The sequence below is a fragment of the Rhodococcus sp. KRD162 genome, assembly GCF_017168335.1.
In the GTDB taxonomy this organism is placed as follows: domain Bacteria; phylum Actinomycetota; class Actinomycetes; order Mycobacteriales; family Mycobacteriaceae; genus Rhodococcoides.
In genome coordinates, this window is the sequence record NZ_JABFAU010000006.1 from 55,420 (window position 1) to 71,008 (window position 15,589).

The following is a 15,589-nucleotide window of genomic DNA, read 5'->3' on the forward strand; positions in this document are numbered from 1 at the left end:
GACACGGTGCCGGACCCCAGTTCCACCCGCGGACCCGCAGTGCGGCGTCCGCGAAACCGACTGCGGTGGGTCAAGTGGATCGCCGGAATCGCACTGGTGTCGTTGCTGGTGGCCGAGGCGGTCTACCTGTGGCCGCGACTGCACGAATCCTGGACCGCGGTGCGCGAGATTCACTGGGGTTGGCTGGCGGCCTGCGTGGGTGCGCAGGCGGTGTCGTTGAGCGCATTCGGCAGAGTGCAGAAGCAGCTACTCGACGCAGGTGGCGTGCAGGTGCGCCAGCGTAAGTCCGTTGCCGTCATCTACGGCAGCACCGCCATGTCGCTCACGCTTCCCGCCGGACAGGTGTTCTCGACGGCATTCACCTATCGCGAGACCCGCCGGTGGGGAGCGAGCCCGGTCGTGGCGTCGTGGCAGCTGGCCATCTCCGGCGTCATCGCCGCGGCTGGACTTGCCGTCCTCGGGCTCGCCGGTGGGCTGATCGTGGGTAGCTCCTTCAACACCTTCACCGTGGTGCTCCCGATCGCCGGTGTCATCGCCATCGTCGCCGCAGTCCGCTATATCTCGCGTCACCCGGACTCGATCAAGAACATCGCACGCTGGGGGCTGCGTCGGTACAACGCGCTACGCAACCACGAGCTCGACGCCGGTGCCGAGGGCATCGACAAGATCATCGGGCAGATTCAGTCCGTCGAGCTCGGAAAGCGCGATGGCGCACTGACGCTGTCGTGGTCTGCGGTTCATCGGCTCGCCGATGTGGCGTGCCTGGCGTTCGCATGCCTGGCCGTCGGCGCGGATCCCCGACTGTCCGGATTGCTCATCGCCTTCGCCGCGGGCAAGGCCGTCGGTTCGGTTCCACTTGCTCCTGGTGGGCTGGTCGTCGTCGATGCCACCCTGATCGCGTTCTTGACCAGCGCCGCATCGATCACCGCATCGCAGGCCGTGGCCTCGGCACTGGTGTACCGCGGGATCAGCTTCATTCTCGTCGCCATCATCGGATGGATCGTGTTCCTGGTGCTGTTTCGGCGCCATCAACATGCCGATCTCGAATTCGACATCGCCCTCGAGCGGCAGGAAACGGCTGATCTGCGCGGCACCGAGGATGTTCGCGGCCCGAAGGGCGACCCGGAGCCCGCATAGCGCGCCCTGTGGTATCCGTCACTTTCCGTTCTCGAGAAATTTATTCGGACCTTGGTCCGTTTGTGTACTATGAGAATTGAAACTTCAACTCATCAAGGAGTCCCCATGACCACCGCCATCGCACTTCCCGAGCTCACCGCAGGCACCTGGGCCATCGACGCATCCCACTCCACCGTCGGATTCACCGTCCGCCACCTCATGGTCAGCAAGGTCCGTGGCCGCTTCCAGAACTTCAGTGGCACCATCACCGTCGCCGCCGACGGCACCCCCTCGGTCGACGCCGAGATCGACGTCGCCTCCATCACCACCGACAATGCCCAGCGCGACGGTCACCTCAAGACCGCAGACTTCTTCGAGGTCGAGAAGTTCCCCACCGCGACGTTCAAGTCCACCTCGGTCAAGGCCAACGGCGGAGACTTCGTCGTCACCGGTGACTTCACCCTCCACGGCGTCACCAACTCCATCGATCTCGAGCTCGAGTTCAACGGCGTCAACGCCGGCATGGGCAACGGGCCGGTCGCCGGGTTCGAAGCCAAAACCGTCATCAACCGCAGGGACTTCGGCATCAGCATCGACATGCCCCTCGAAGGCGGCGGCGCAGTCGTCGGCGACAAGATCACGCTGAACCTGGAAATCGAAGCCGGGCTGCAGGCGTAATTCCGCCCTCCCCGCCTCACCCTCCGAACGGCCCGTATCGCACACGCGATACGGGCCGTTCGCCGTCGGTGTCGAATGTCGGGGTGTCTACAGTGGGGCGCGTGAAGCTTCGTTCTCCCGCCATTGCCGCCGTCCTCGACCTGCTCATGGTGGTGCTCTTCGCCGCTATCGGCCGTCGCAGCCATGCCGAGGCCGCTGCATTGTCCGGCCTGTTCCATACCGCGTGGCCGTTCGTCGTCGGCGGTGCCATCGGCTGGCTCGTCACGTTCGCGCTGTATCGCAACAAGTTCGACGCTTTCCTCATCGTCCCGACGGGCATCGTCGTGTGGGTGATGACCGTCGTGGTCGGTATGACTCTGCGTGCGCTGACCGGGCAAGGGACGGCCGGGTCGTTCATCATCGTCGCCTCGGTGGCCACCGCCGTGCTGCTGCTGGGTTGGCGAGCTCTGGCGAAATTGGTCCCCAGCGGTCGTCCATGACGGCCTGCACGCGATAGAGTGATACTCGGTGCGCCGGGAAGTCTGGTCGGCAACAACTCTGTGCTGCGTACTTGCTGAGTAAAGTTCGGTTGGTTCGCGGCTCGACGAAGCTACCGAAAGGCGTTGTCTCCGTGACAGATCCATCCAGCTCGACAGATTCACCCAGGCCGAGAACGCGATTGCCGCTGTTCTCGCGTGGTTCCTGGTCCGAGACCGATCGCGTCGCGCAGATTCTTCGTAAGGAGACCGTCGGCGGCGCGCTGCTTCTCGTCGCCACCGTCATCGCACTGGTCTGGGCCAACTCACCCTGGTCCGACGCATACCACTCTCTGATGGGGACCCGAGTCGGCCCTTCGGCGCTCCATCTGGACCTGACGCTCTCGACCTGGGCAGCCGACGGATTGCTGGCCATCTTCTTCTTCGTGGTCGGACTCGAACTCAAACGAGAATTCGTTGCAGGCGATCTCCGTGATCCCGCACGAGCGGCTCTACCGGTGGCCGCAGCCATCGGCGGAATGGCAATTCCGGCAGTCATTTTCGTGCTGATCAACCTGGGCACGGGCGACGGCGCTCTGCTCGGCTGGGCTATCCCCACCGCAACCGATATCGCGTTCGCGGTCGCTGTGCTTGCCGTGATCAGCACCCATCTACCCGCCGCGCTACGGACGTTCCTGCTGACCTTGGCCGTGGTCGACGATCTCTTGGCCGTCAGCGTCATCGCCATCTTCTACACCGACGACATCAACTTCGTCGCGCTCGGCCTGACGCTGATTCCGCTCGCCCTGTTCGCTGTCGCCGTGCAGATGCGCGTCCGCTCGTGGTGGGTTCTCATCCCGCTGGCGGTCGTGACCTGGGTACTGATGCACGAGTCCGGCGTTCACGCGACCGTTGCGGGCGTGCTGCTCGGCTTCACCGTTCCGGTGATTCGCAGCAAGGCCGCCGGTGGCCCCGAGGCAGGCCCCGGCCTCGCCGAGCACTTCGAGCACAAGATTCGGCCGATCTCGGCAGGTATCGCGGTCCCGCTGTTCGCCTTCTGCGCGGCAGGCGTGACCGTCGGCGGATTCTCCGGCCTGGCCAGCGCCCTGACCGATCCGATTGCCATCGGAATCATCGCCGGCCTCGTCATCGGCAAGGCAATCGGCATCTTCGGCACCACGTATCTGGTGTCTCGCTTCACCCGAGCGACGCTCGATGCCGGATTGAAATGGCTCGACGTTCTGGGCGTGGCGATGCTCGCGGGCATCGGATTCACGGTGTCGCTGCTCATCGGCGATCTCGCCTTCGGCGAGGGAACGCAGCGCGACGACCACGTCAAGGTCGGTGTGCTCACCGGATCAATCATCGCGGCCTCGTTGGCAGCCATCATCCTGCGCAGCCGCAACAAGGCCTACCGGGCATACCACATCGAAGAGACCCGCGACGACAACCACGACGGCATCCCGGACGTGTACGAGAAGTAGTACGCAGTTCCTGGTCCGATCCCGGACCACGTGTGCAATACCGAGTAAGGCCCGCCCCCGCGAGGAGGCGGGCCTTACTCGTATCCCGGTCCAGGGCGCGGGAGGCGTCGCCGAACAACTATCGCCGAGCCCCTCTACAGTGGTCGCCGTGATCGATTACCGGCTACCCGCGTGACAGCTCCGCCGCCGCTGGCCCGTCGACTCGGACTGTTCGACGCCATCGTCATCGGCGTCGGCTCGATGGTCGGGGCCGGGGTGTTCGCGTCGTTCGCACCGGCATCCGCCGTGGCGGGGGCTGGGCTGCTCATCGGTCTGGCTGTCGCGGCCGTGGTGGCGTTCTGCAACGCAACCTCGTCGGCGCAACTCGCTGCGCAGTACCCCACGTCCGGCGGCACGTACGTCTACGGCCGTGAGCGTCTCGGACAGTGGCCGGGTTTCGTGGCCGGGTGGAGCTTCGTGATCGGTAAGACCGCCAGCTCGGCGGCCATGGCGTTGGTGTTCGCGGCCTACGTCGCGCCTGCCGGTTACACCGAACTCGTTGCCATCCTCGCCATCACGGCCCTCACCACTGTGAACTACTTCGGCATCACGCGGACAGCGTTGTTGACGAAGGTCCTGGTCCTGGCAGTGCTCGCCGTCCTGGTCACCGCAGTGACTCTCGGCGCCACCGGCTCGTCCAGCCCGGCAGCCGAGGGACTCGGCTCCTTCACCGCCGATGGTTGGTACGGAATTCTGCAGTCGGCCGGCTTCCTGTTCTTCGCCTTCGCGGGCTATGCGCGCATTGCCACCCTCGGCGAGGAGGTCGTGCAGCCCGAACGCACCATCCCGCGCGCCATCGTCTCGGCGCTGGGCATCGCGTTGCTGGTCTACGCGGTGGTGGCACTGTCACTGTTGTCGGTCCTCGGCCCGGAGTTACTGGCGTCGTCCTCGGCTCCACTGGTCGATCTCGTCTCCACTGCAGGGCATTCATGGGCCGCGCCGCTGGTGCGCTTCGGAGCCGCCGCGGCCGCGCTAGGTGCCTTACTCGCGCTGATCGCCGGAATCGGCCGCACCTCCCTGGCGATGGCCCGGCATCGGGATCTGCCGTCGTATCTGACTGCGGTTCACGCGCGATACTCGGTTCCCCATCGTGCCGAAATCACGGTGGCGGCAGTTGTCTGCGTCCTGATTCTGGTTGTCGACCTGCGGGACGCCATCGGCTTCTCGTCGTTCGGAGTGCTGCTGTATTACCTGGTCGCGAACCTGAGCGCATACAACCAGGATTCCCAGCACCGCCGCTATCCCAGAGCTCTCCAGATAGTCGGCAGTATCGGTTGCGTGATTCTCCTCGCTACCCTGCCGGCAACCTCGATCGCCGTCGGCATCGTGGTGGTGGCGCTCGGTGTCGGATATCGACTGGTACAGGTTCGTCGCCCCGATTGACGGCTGATTCGACGACTGTCAATATAGACGCATGTCGAACCAAGAACTGGCGACCGAGTGCTGCTCACCGCTGATCCGTGAACCCATCACCGCGGATCGAGCAGCAGATCTGGCCCAGATGTTCAAAGCCCTCGCCGATCCGGTTCGGCTGCGGCTGCTCAGCCTCGTCGCAAGCCACGCAGGCGGCGAAGCGTGTGTCTGCGACATCTCCCCAGCATTCGACCTGTCGCAGCCCACCATCTCCCACCACCTCAAGGTGTTGCGCGAGGCGGGGTTGCTCGACTGCGAACGACGTGGCACCTGGGTTTATTACTCGGTGATTCCCGCTGCGCTGCAACAACTGTCGGCAGTTCTCGATGCTGCAGAGTCCGCTCGGGCCGTGGCATGAGTACGACGACCGATACAGCCGTGGTCGGCAAGCTCTCCACCCTCGACCGGCTGCTGCCCGTCTGGATCGGCGTGGCCATGGTTGTGGGCCTGCTCCTCGGACGCCTGATCCCCGGCCTGAACGACGTGTTGTCGTCCATCTCGATCGACGGAGTGTCGCTTCCGATCGCCATCGGACTGCTGATCATGATGTACCCGGTGCTGGCCAAAGTGCGCTACGACCGCCTCGACACCGTCACCGGAGACAAGCGTCTGCTGATCGGATCGCTGCTGCTCAACTGGATCCTCGGGCCGGCGCTGATGTTCGCTCTCGCCTGGCTTTTCCTCCCCGACCTGCCCGAGTATCGAACCGGGCTGATCATCGTCGGCCTGGCTCGATGCATTGCGATGGTCATCATCTGGAACGACCTCGCGTGCGGAGACCGTGAGGCCGCCGCGGTTCTGGTGGCGATCAACTCCGTCTTCCAGATGTTCATGTTCGCCGTCCTCGGATGGTTCTACCTTTCGATTCTTCCCGGCTGGCTCGGACTCGAGCAGACCACCATCGAGGCGTCGCCGTGGCAGATCGCCAAGTCGGTCCTCATCTTCCTCGGAATCCCGCTGATAGCAGGATTCGCATCGCGCTTCTTCGGCGAACGCGCCAAGGGCCGCGACTGGTACGAGGAGAAGTTCATCCCCCGTATCGCTCCGTGGGCGCTCTACGGCCTGCTGTTCACGATCGTTATTCTCTTTGCGCTGCAGGGTGATCAGATCACGTCACAGCCTTTCGACGTGGTACGCATCGCGCTGCCACTGCTGGTGTACTTCGCGGTGATGTGGGGCGGCGGCTACGCCCTGGGTGCCGCAATGGGCCTGGGTTACGAGCGCACCACCACTCTCGCGTTCACCGCCGCGGGCAACAACTTCGAGCTCGCGATCGCCGTGGCGATCGCGACCTACGGCGCGACGTCCGGGCAAGCACTCGCCGGTGTCGTCGGGCCTCTCATCGAGGTCCCGGTACTGGTCGGCCTCGTGTACGTCTCGCTCGCACTGCGTAAACGCTTCTCTCCCATGCCAACCGCCACTGCAGCACGCCAGGAGTCCTGATGCCCGATACCCCGAGTGTGCTGTTCGTCTGCGTCAAGAACGGCGGCAAGTCGCAGATGGCGGCCGGACTGATGCGTAAGCTGGCCGGTACTGCGGTCGAAGTCCACTCTGCCGGAACGAAACCCGGCGTCACCATCAATGCTCTCTCGGCCGAATCCCTCCTCGAAGTCGACGTCGATGTGTCCGGCGAACATCCGAAACCGATCGACCCGGCTCTGCTCGCTCGGATGGACTACGTCATCACCCTCGGCGGAGAGGCGCGAGTCGAGACCGTCGACGGGCCGACGTTCGAGAACTGGGACACCGACGAGCCCTCCGAGCGCGGTATCGACGGAATGGAACGAATGCGCCTGGTGCGGGACGATATCGCCATCCGTGTCGAGGCTCTCACATCCCGATTGCTCAGCACGAAGCCCTGATTCACGTGGAAAGCCCGGTGGTATCGAGCAGCTGACCTGACTGTCCACTATTTCGCTCCGCGAGCGGGATCCCGCCTTCGGTTCACGATCGTGGACGCTCAGTGCACCGCCCAGCTACGACCTTCGCCGCTTCTCCGTCAGATCCTGTCGGTGACACTCGCGTTGCGACGAGCGAGTTCGACAGCAGCGGTGGGTGTTCCGTGCCACGGCGCGCCATGCCCCGGCAGAATCCACTCCGCATCGATATCGGCGAGCGCAGACAGTGCCGCCTCTGCCTCATCGGGTCGATGGGCAAAGAACGGCGGCAGAAGTTGCGGGCCGGCAATGGGCGAGAGCCCATGACCGGTCACCAACGCATCACCGGTGATCAGCACACCGCTGCTCGGGAGGTGGAACGCGCTGTGGCCCGAGGTATGCCCCGAACAGGCCACGGGGACCGGGGCACCGGGTAGATCGAGGGGACCGGACTGCGGGTACGGCTGCGCGTGCCCGATCGTGATGGGTGTCAGCGCACCCGCTCCGAGGATGCGGGCCGTCCAACGCAGTCCACGCGGCCGCAGGCAGCGTCTGACGATGTCGACCGGACTGGCCTGTTCGAGATCGCCGCTGCGTGCATGCTCGGCATCGGCAGCGCTCATGAACACCGGTGTGCCGTAGCGCTGATGGAAGTGGTTGATCGCACCCATGTGGTCGATGTGAGCGTGCGTCAGCAGTATCGCCTGGACGTCGCGGGGGTGGCAGCCCAGTTCTCGAATCGAGGCCTCCACCCGGGCCGTGTCCTTCGACCATCCCGCGTCGATCAACGTCAGCGCCGCGCCGTCACGCAACAACGCCCAGTTCACCGCTGTCCCTTCGACGCAGAACACGTCGTCGGCAATTTCCTGCATACCGGCCCTCACTCACTCTTTCGGAACGATCGTTCCGACGCTAACATCGGGAACACGCTGAGCGGAACAGTCGTTCCGTCACCGAAAGGACTCGCACGATGAAACTGCGACGGATACGGACTGCGGACGGACTGCAGTTGCAGACCTCGACGGAGGGAACATCCTGGCAACCGACAGAGGACCGGTCTGCCTTGGGCGGCCGAGTCTTCGACCCCGAGTGGGAACTGGCCCGCGCCGACGAACATCTCCGCAACAGTGCGGTGTTGTTGCCGTTCCAACCGGCCTCGTTCCGTGACTTCATGCTCTACGAACACCACGTCGTCGACGCCAGTCGGGGATTGGTCCGACGCTTCCATCCGATGCAGGCGAAGGCCGTCGCCGCAGTCGAAGCGATCACCCGGCGCACCTTTCCGCTGCTGCGCCCCAAGCCCTTGTTCTATGCCCAACCCATGTACTACATGTCCAATGCACTCACGTTCGTTCCCTCGGGGACTGCGATTGCTGCGCCCTCCTACTCACGAGCGCTGGACTACGAGCTCGAAATCGGGTTCGTCCTGGCCCGAACGTTGTTCGACGCCACCGCCGACGAGGCTCTCGATGCCATCGGAGCGTTCGTCGTGCTCAACGACTTCAGCGCCCGCGATGTACAGCGCACCGAAATGGCCAGCGGGTTCGGGCCACAGAAGTCCAAACACTTCGCGACCTCGCTGTCCGAGGTGGCCGTCACCGCCGACGAGATCCTGCCCATCATCGACTCGCTGCGTGGCACGGTCACCATCGACGGCACCACCGTGTCGACGGTATCGAGCGCTGGGATGCAGCACAGCATCGGCGAAGTGCTGGCGCACGCCTCCCGCAGTGAGATATTGCGGCCCGGCGAACTGTTCGCCACCGGCACCCTGCCCGGAGGCAGCGGGATGGAAACCGGGCACTGGCTCACACCCGGAGCCAGCCTGGAACTCAGCATCGATGGGATCGGCACCATCAGCCACGTCGTACTCGATTCGTGACCTTCAGCGCCGCCGGAGCGTCGCCGTCCCGCTCGAAACGAGACGCCAACCGCGCCGAACTACAGACTCGACTGCTCGACACGGCCGAGGAACTCTTCTCCGGCCGCGGGTATTTCGGCGTCGGGGTACGCGATATCACCGATCGCGCACACACGCGTCTGGCATCGGTCAGTGAGCAATTCGGCGGCAAAGAGGGACTGTTCCAGGCCGTGTTGGCTCGACGCATCCGCCCTCTCAACGCCGATCGGCGCGCCCAGCTGGCCACGCTGCCGACGCGCGGAGGCCGCGCGAAACGTCTTCGCGCACTGATCGAGGCGTTCACCGAACCGATGCGCCGCCGCACCGGTGATCCCGGATGGGACAACTACTTTCGGCTCATCGCCCAACTCGCCAACTCGGGAAGTCCTATCGGGCGTCTGATCGTCGACGACTTCAACGCCATCGCCACCGAGTTCATGAGCCATATGCAGGCACTGTTTCCCGAGGCGAACGAGGTGGCGATTCACGACGCGTATCTACACCTCGTCGCCGCCGCGATGCACACCTACTCCAACAATCTCCGACTCGACAGTCTCACCAAGGGCCGGATGCACGCGCGCGATATGGACGAACGCCATACCGCCCTGCTCCGATTCGCCGAGGGTGGCATCACCGCGACACTGCTTCGACCCCGCCTCGATCGTTGAATTCTCGCTCGACCCGACTCAACCGAAGGCCTGATACCCCAGCCAGCCGGCGAGGCCGAGTCCCAGAATCCCCACGCCGATGCGCAGCACGATCGGCGAGATGACCTTGACCGTCGGTGGCCCGCAGGCTCCGCCGACGAAACAGCCGATCGCCAGTGCGAGAGCCGCCAGCCAGTGCACCTGGCCGGAGAACGAAAAGATGATGGCAGCAATCAGATTGGCGATACCGAGGAAGAAGCTCTTGAGAACACTTGCGCGCCAGAAGGTATCTGCAGTACAGATCAGCGCCAACGCGAGAAAGATGACGCCTGCTCCGGCACCGAAATAGCCGCCGTAGATCGCGACGACGAACAGTGCCAGGGGATAGAGCGTCGGAAACTGCTTGTCCCCGGAAAGCTTTCGAATGTTCGGCTGCAGCAGCAGGGCGATGGCTGCCATCGCCACCAGGAACGGCACGACCGCTTCGAACGAACCGTCCGGGGTGACGAGCAACAGAACCGCACCGGTGGTGCCGCCCAGCGCCGAGTAGACCGCATATCGAACGAGTTGCTTGCCGTCCTTGGCCAACTCGGCCGAGGAACTCGCCGTCGCTCCGACACCGGCCGCCACCAACGCCACCGTGTTCGTCACGTTCGCCGACACCGCAGGCAAGCCAACCGCCAGGAGCGCCGGGTAGGAGACGAGCGAGGCGAGGCCGGTGACGAAACCCACGAGCCCAGCGAAGAACCCGGCCACCACCAGAAGTCCGAAATCGAGCACGGTCACCGGACAAAACTACCGTGCCTAACTATCTGCTCGACATCACTCGCTCGGGTTCGCCATTTCCTGCAGCAACCGACTCGTCATGCGCACTGCCTGGTCTCCGCCGTCTGCGTCCTCGATGTACACCGCGAACGCCACATCGCCACTGGTGGCGAGCACGAAGCGATCATCACCGCTCTGCCCTGCGAATCCCTGCACACCGTCGAACGTATCGAGGCCACTGCTGCGCGACGAATCGGCCAGCATCCCGCGCAACCGCTGCGCCGCGTCCGGCCCGACCGGCTCGGCCGCGCGGTCGGCGACTGCGGTCTGCCCGACGACGATCGCCGGTGTCGGCGCGCTACCCCGCGAGATCGCCGCTGCCATTTGTGCCAGTCCGAACGGCGTGACCGTCGCCTCGGCTGGCGAGGTGGTGGACACGGTCCGAATACCGTCGATCGCGCTGCGACTGTCTGCCGGGGTTCCGGTGTAGGCATCGAGACCAGGCATCGAGTAGTGGATTCCGAGACCGAGCTGCGAGGCCGCGTCCTGTGCGCTGTCGTCGCCGCGATCGGACTGAACAGCCTTGACAAGATCGGCTGCCGTGCCCGCTGGATACGAGCCCCCGAACGCCACATCACCCTGCTCGTTGGCGTAACTGTTCTGTGCGGCAGCGAGAATCGCACCGGTCGACGCAGACAGAGCGACGATCGACGCCGAGCTTCCGGCCATCACGACTGCATTCTCGGCGGCCAACTGGATGTGCGGATCGAGCGTCGCGTGCAGGTCCGGCCCAGCAGGCCCTTGGAATCCGACGCGGCGTTGACCGATTCCGTCGACAGTGTAGGTGTCGACGGCCCAGCCTGCGGTGGCGTCGCGTCCGGCCTGCCATGCGGCGCGTAGCGAATCGAGTACCGGTGAGGTGTTGCGCCGATCGTCGACGATGAGCTTCGGTTGGGGCGAGACCACGACTCCCGGCACGGCCCGAAGGTCGTCCTCGAGAACGGCGAAGTCGTCATCGCGCAGGTTCACTGCGGTGATCGGAGCACCTCCGGACGAATTGAGCTCTGCCAGCATCGATTCGGAGGTGATCAGCGGTGCCACGACATCGATGACGTCGGCCAGCTGCTGCGTGGACGCAACCGGATCACTCATCTGGGCAGGATCGAGGGAAATGGCGTTGATCGTGCGTTCGCTCATCAGCACGTTGTTCGCGGCGTCGAAGATCAGCGGCGGAGCGGCGTCGGTGCGGGTGTATCGCACCGAGCCGCCCGAGGTCAGGTCCGGAACGACGGTGGCCGGGTCCCAGGCGATCCGCCAGCCGACGCTGAGCTTCTTGGTCGAGCCCTGCGTGCTGTACTTCCAATCCTTGCCCTCACCGAAGTGCCACGCGGACGCGAGGGTGAAGAAGCCGCTCTCGTCGGAAAGATCCATGTACTGGGTGAGATCGAAGTCGCCGGTGGACGTGCCGCCTGCCGACAAGCCGTCGAACATCTGGGTGATCGCGGCCGACGCAGCGTTCGGGTACGTCGTCAGCGCTGCCGCGGCGGCAACATCGCGATGGTCCAGTGCGTCGACGAACTTCGAGACCAGCAGCTCGGCCTCACTCGGTGGGCGATCGACCATCCAGTACGCGGCCGAGACCGTCACTGTCGCCGCCGCTACTACGGCGACGAGGTAGCGACCGCGAACTGTGCGCGGGCCCCGACGGACGCGACTCGTAGAACTCATGAGTCACAATATTCACTGCAGTCACATGAGTAACAAGCACGGTATTCACACGAGCCGATCACGATTGAGATACGGCGTGGTCTGTTTCGGCGAGGTCCTAGCGCAGAAAGCGGCCCGCGGCCTCGACCGCCGGTGTCGAACTACCGGCGTCGTACACGAAGACGGAGAACGCGAGATCACCGGCGATCCCGACGAACCAGCCATGAGCGCCGCCGTTGTCGGCACCGAATTCAGCGGTCCCGGTCTTCCCGAGCAAGCCGGGAATATCGTCCAATTGCGTCGCGGTGCCGCCGGTGATGGTCTCGCGCATCATCGCCTTCAGTTGATCGGTGACCTGCGGGTTCACCGGCGCAGGTGACATGTCCGGCACCCCGGGACGACCTGCGATCATCGTCGGCGGAAGCAGCGCACCGTTCGCTATAGACGACGCCACCAGCGCCATTCCGAACGGTGACGCGGTCACCTGCCCCTGACCGATGGCCGACTCGACGCGTTGCGCCGGAGTATCGGCCGAGGGCACCGATCCGGTCACGGTCGTCAGTCCGGGAGTGACGTAGTCGACGCCGAGCCCGAACTGCGCGGCCGCCTCGGTCAAACCGTTCGGGGGCAGTGCAACGCCGAGCCGGCCCATCGTCGTATTGCAGGACTTGGCGAAGGCGGTGTGCAACGGGACGTCGCCGAGATCGAAGTTGTCGTCGTTCGGAATCTGCCTGCCCTCGATGTTCTCGGTGCCCGGGCACGGCAGAACGGTATCGGGGGTGACCGCGCCGGACTGCAGGGCGGCCGAGGTGGTGACCGTCTTGAACGTCGACCCCGGCGGGTACAGGCCCGTCAGGGCAATCGGGCCCTCGGCGTCCGCAGCGGCGTTCTGGGCCACGGCCAGTACCTCTCCCGTCGACGGCCTGAGCGCGACGATCGCCGCCTGTTGCGGCAACGACGCCAGCGCGTTCTCGGCTTTGAGCTGCAGTGCCGAGTCGAGAGTGGTGGCGATGTCCTGGCCGGTTCCGGCATCGCGCCCGGCCAACCGGGTGACGGTGCCGTCGGCCGCGACCGCCTGGACGGCCCAGCCTCGGTTGGCCGCCTGCTGCTGCTCCCACACGGTCGTCAGGTCGTTGAGCACCGGCGAGACGAGGCTGCGGTCGGTGGCCAGCAGCCGGGTCTGCGGCGCGAGGGTCACCCCCGGCAGTGCCGCGAGCTGAGCACCGATGGGGTCGATGTCCGACTGCCGAAGCGTCACTATCGTCGCCGAGCTCCCCTGTGCAGCAGAGACAGTCGACGAGATGGACTGAGCAGTGATGCCGGGAACGACGGATCCGACGAGATTCGCGACCGCCACCGGATCGGCCGTCGCGTCGACATTCACGAGAGTGACCACCTGCTGTGACATGAGCTCGACGCCGTTACCGTCGAAGATTCGGGGTGCAACGAGCGCATCGGTCGGAGTGAACCGCACCGAGGAATCGGCAGTGAGCCCGGGCACCAACATCGCCGGGTCCCAGGTGATCTTCCACCCCTGCTCGGTCTCCGCCGCCGTCGCAGCGGTCGTGTAGTTCCACTCCTTCGGCTCACCATCGGGTTCGGCGGTGCCGTCGGTGGTCGTCGAGAACCGCCAGTCGGCGTTCAACGTGAACGTCCCCGCATCCCCGTCGGCATCGGCCACCTCGAAATCGGGAGTGGCCGTGACAGTCCCGCCGCCGGACAAACCGTCGTACAACTCGGTGAGCGCTGCCGTCGCCGCGGCAGGATCGGTGGTCAACGCAGCCGCCTGCGCGATGTCGGAGCTGTTCACCGCGGTCGCGAACTGCTCGGCGACCGTCTGCGGCTGATCCGGCCCACTCTGCCCACATGCGGCGAGGGTGAGCGCCACTACCGTCACGCTCGCGGCCAGAGTCGTCGGTCTCGTCGATGTACGCACGGATTCGATCATGCCTCGAGTCGGTCCTGGCGGAGTCCAAGAGTTCACCAAGTCCTCTCACGCACCGTGATCGAGCACTGTTCCTTCGACCTACCAGGACTCACCATGCCCTCGAACACGACGAGTACGGCCGTCCGCCGTGCCACCCTGGCCGTCGTCTGCGTGACGACAGCGATGCTGATGCTCGACATTGCGGTGGTGAACACCGCCCTACCGTCGATCGCAGCCGACCTGAACTCCGGCGTCAGCGCCCTCAAATGGGTTGTCGACGCCTATACCCTCGCTCTGGCAACAGTGGTTCTCAGTGCGGGCTCGTGGGCGGACCGCCGCGGACGCAAACGGGTGTTCGTCATCGGCATCGTCACGTTCACAGTCACCTCTCTGCTGTGTGCGCTCGCACCGAACATCGTGATACTCGACATCGCCCGTGCCGCTCAAGGAGTGGGCGGCGCAATACTTTTCGCGTGCTCGCTCGCACTGCTCGCCGACGTGTTCGAGAAGGGTCCGGCACGAGCATCGGCACTGGCCGCCTACGGAGCCACGATCGGTGGCGCCTTCGCTGTCGGCCCACTCGTCGGCGGGGTGTTGACCGAGGTGTTCCATTGGCGGGCAGTGTTCTTGGTCAACATTCCCATCGGACTGCTGACGCTGGTCGCGACGCTCACGTGGGTACCCGAATCCCGTGATCGACGTCCCCGCGGGGCCGACCTGCCCGGGCAGCTGTTGGTCTCGATGGGCCTGGCAGGCCTGGTCTACGGACTGCTGCACGGCAACGAGGCCGGCTGGACGGAGCCGATCACCATGCTCGCGCTCGGCATCGCCGCAGTCACACTGGCAGCGTTCTGCCTGCACGAACTCAATACACCGGAGCCGATGCTACCGCCGCATCTGCTTGCCAACCGGGCGTTCGCCGGAGCTCAGGTCGCCGCCTTCGCCATCTCGGCGTCGCTGTTCGCAGTATTCGTCTACACCACCGTCTACCTCCAGAACGTGCAGAATCTCTCCCCGATCGAGGCGGGTCTGACCTACCTGCCCGCGACGGTGGCGATGTTCGTCGTGGCCGGCATGACGGCCAAGCTCGAAGGGCGGATACCGGTTGCACTGTCGTTGACGGTCTCGCTGATACTCGTCTCCGTCGGCCTGCTGATGATGACGGTCGTCGATGTCGACGGCTCTCCGTATGCGTTGATACCCGGATTCGTGGTCGCGTGCATCGGTGCCGGAGTGTTCAATCCCGTCATGAGCGGCCTCGTTCTGGGTGAGAGCACCGCCCGACACTCCGGCTTGGCCGCCGGTATCAACGACGCTTTCCGACAGAGCGGAATTGCCGTCGGAGTCGCTGGACTCGGCGCTTTTCTCCCCGCGGAGTCGCTGCTGCCCGGTGGGTCGCCGACGGAGTTGGTGCACGGCCTGCACGCCGCCCTGTTCGCCGCCGCCCTGATCGCCGCGGTCGGCGCTCTCGTCTGCGCGACCACTATCCACCCCACCCGGCACAATGCCCCGGCGTCCGTAGCGGTCTCGAACTCACCAGGGACCGAGGTACCCGCGTGATCGTTCTCGCTGCCGGAATCG

The 15,589-nt window shown here is 65.1% G+C and carries 15 protein-coding genes; 11 read left to right on the plus strand and 4 right to left on the minus strand.

Annotated features, from left to right (window positions below; translation table 11 throughout):
* The first annotated feature begins 6 nt into the window (after nucleotides 1-6).
* The 8 genes from J1M87_RS11505 to J1M87_RS11540 all read left to right on the plus strand — a co-directional run bounded on the left by J1M87_RS11505 (nucleotide 7) and on the right by J1M87_RS11540 (nucleotide 7,047).
* On the plus strand, nucleotides 7-1,137 hold the full coding sequence (locus tag J1M87_RS11505; RefSeq protein WP_206489705.1) for a YbhN family protein: 1,131 nt from the start codon (nucleotides 7-9) through the stop codon (nucleotides 1,135-1,137).
* Between the two features lie 105 nt (nucleotides 1,138-1,242).
* Complete coding sequence (locus tag J1M87_RS11510; protein WP_206489706.1) at nucleotides 1,243-1,794, plus strand: YceI family protein; 552 nt, start codon at nucleotides 1,243-1,245, stop codon at nucleotides 1,792-1,794.
* 101 nt (nucleotides 1,795-1,895) lie between these two features.
* Nucleotides 1,896-2,273 carry a DUF3054 domain-containing protein gene (locus tag J1M87_RS11515; RefSeq protein WP_206489707.1) on the plus strand — a complete coding sequence of 126 codons (378 nt, stop codon included), beginning with the start codon at nucleotides 1,896-1,898 and terminating at the stop codon, nucleotides 2,271-2,273.
* A 131-nt stretch (nucleotides 2,274-2,404) separates the two neighbouring features.
* Nucleotides 2,405-3,733, plus strand: coding sequence for a Na+/H+ antiporter NhaA (gene nhaA / locus J1M87_RS11520; RefSeq protein WP_206489708.1), 1,329 nt, complete (start codon nucleotides 2,405-2,407; stop codon nucleotides 3,731-3,733).
* A gap of 171 nt (nucleotides 3,734-3,904) precedes the next feature.
* Nucleotides 3,905-5,155 carry an APC family permease gene (locus J1M87_RS11525; protein ID WP_206489709.1) on the plus strand — a complete coding sequence of 417 codons (1,251 nt, stop codon included), beginning with the start codon at nucleotides 3,905-3,907 and terminating at the stop codon, nucleotides 5,153-5,155.
* 31 nt (nucleotides 5,156-5,186) lie between these two features.
* A complete protein-coding gene (locus tag J1M87_RS11530) occupies nucleotides 5,187-5,543 on the plus strand; it encodes a metalloregulator ArsR/SmtB family transcription factor (protein WP_206489710.1) in 357 nt (118 codons plus the stop codon).
* Nucleotides 5,540-6,628, plus strand: coding sequence for an ACR3 family arsenite efflux transporter (gene arsB / locus J1M87_RS11535; protein ID WP_206489711.1), 1,089 nt, complete (start codon nucleotides 5,540-5,542; stop codon nucleotides 6,626-6,628). The genes J1M87_RS11530 and arsB overlap by 4 nt, the downstream gene beginning before the upstream one ends.
* Complete coding sequence (locus J1M87_RS11540; RefSeq protein WP_206489712.1) at nucleotides 6,628-7,047, plus strand: low molecular weight phosphatase family protein; 420 nt, start codon at nucleotides 6,628-6,630, stop codon at nucleotides 7,045-7,047. Before arsB ends, J1M87_RS11540 begins: the two co-directional genes overlap by 1 nt.
* Before the next feature lie 137 nt (nucleotides 7,048-7,184).
* Here the strand turns inward: J1M87_RS11540 and J1M87_RS11545 are convergent, their stop codons facing one another.
* Entirely contained in the window at nucleotides 7,185-7,934 is a 750-nt protein-coding gene (locus J1M87_RS11545; protein ID WP_206489713.1) for an MBL fold metallo-hydrolase, read from the minus strand.
* Nucleotides 7,935-8,032: 98 nt separating this feature from the next.
* Between J1M87_RS11545 and J1M87_RS11550 the strand changes: the two genes are divergently transcribed.
* Together J1M87_RS11550 and J1M87_RS11555 are read left to right on the plus strand one after the other, a co-directional pair.
* On the plus strand, nucleotides 8,033-8,944 hold the full coding sequence (locus J1M87_RS11550) for a fumarylacetoacetate hydrolase family protein (RefSeq protein ID WP_206489714.1): 912 nt from the start codon (nucleotides 8,033-8,035) through the stop codon (nucleotides 8,942-8,944).
* Complete coding sequence (locus J1M87_RS11555) at nucleotides 8,941-9,630, plus strand: TetR/AcrR family transcriptional regulator (RefSeq protein ID WP_206489715.1); 690 nt, start codon at nucleotides 8,941-8,943, stop codon at nucleotides 9,628-9,630. The genes J1M87_RS11550 and J1M87_RS11555 overlap by 4 nt, the downstream gene beginning before the upstream one ends.
* A gap of 18 nt (nucleotides 9,631-9,648) precedes the next feature.
* Here the strand turns inward: J1M87_RS11555 and J1M87_RS11560 are convergent, their stop codons facing one another.
* The 3 genes from J1M87_RS11560 to J1M87_RS11570 form a co-directional block, all read right to left on the minus strand.
* On the minus strand, nucleotides 9,649-10,395 hold the full coding sequence (locus tag J1M87_RS11560; protein ID WP_206489716.1) for a sulfite exporter TauE/SafE family protein: 747 nt from the start codon (nucleotides 10,393-10,395) through the stop codon (nucleotides 9,649-9,651).
* A gap of 36 nt (nucleotides 10,396-10,431) precedes the next feature.
* Entirely contained in the window at nucleotides 10,432-12,102 is a 1,671-nt protein-coding gene (locus tag J1M87_RS11565) for an NTF2-like N-terminal transpeptidase domain-containing protein (protein WP_206489717.1), read from the minus strand.
* A 97-nt stretch (nucleotides 12,103-12,199) separates the two neighbouring features.
* On the minus strand, nucleotides 12,200-14,029 hold the full coding sequence (locus tag J1M87_RS11570; RefSeq protein ID WP_206489718.1) for a penicillin-binding transpeptidase domain-containing protein: 1,830 nt from the start codon (nucleotides 14,027-14,029) through the stop codon (nucleotides 12,200-12,202).
* 93 nt (nucleotides 14,030-14,122) lie between these two features.
* On the opposite strand from J1M87_RS11570, the gene J1M87_RS11575 reads away from it, so the two are divergent.
* Nucleotides 14,123-15,568, plus strand: coding sequence for an MFS transporter (locus J1M87_RS11575; protein ID WP_206489719.1), 1,446 nt, complete (start codon nucleotides 14,123-14,125; stop codon nucleotides 15,566-15,568).
* Nucleotides 15,569-15,589: the final 21 nt, after the last annotated feature.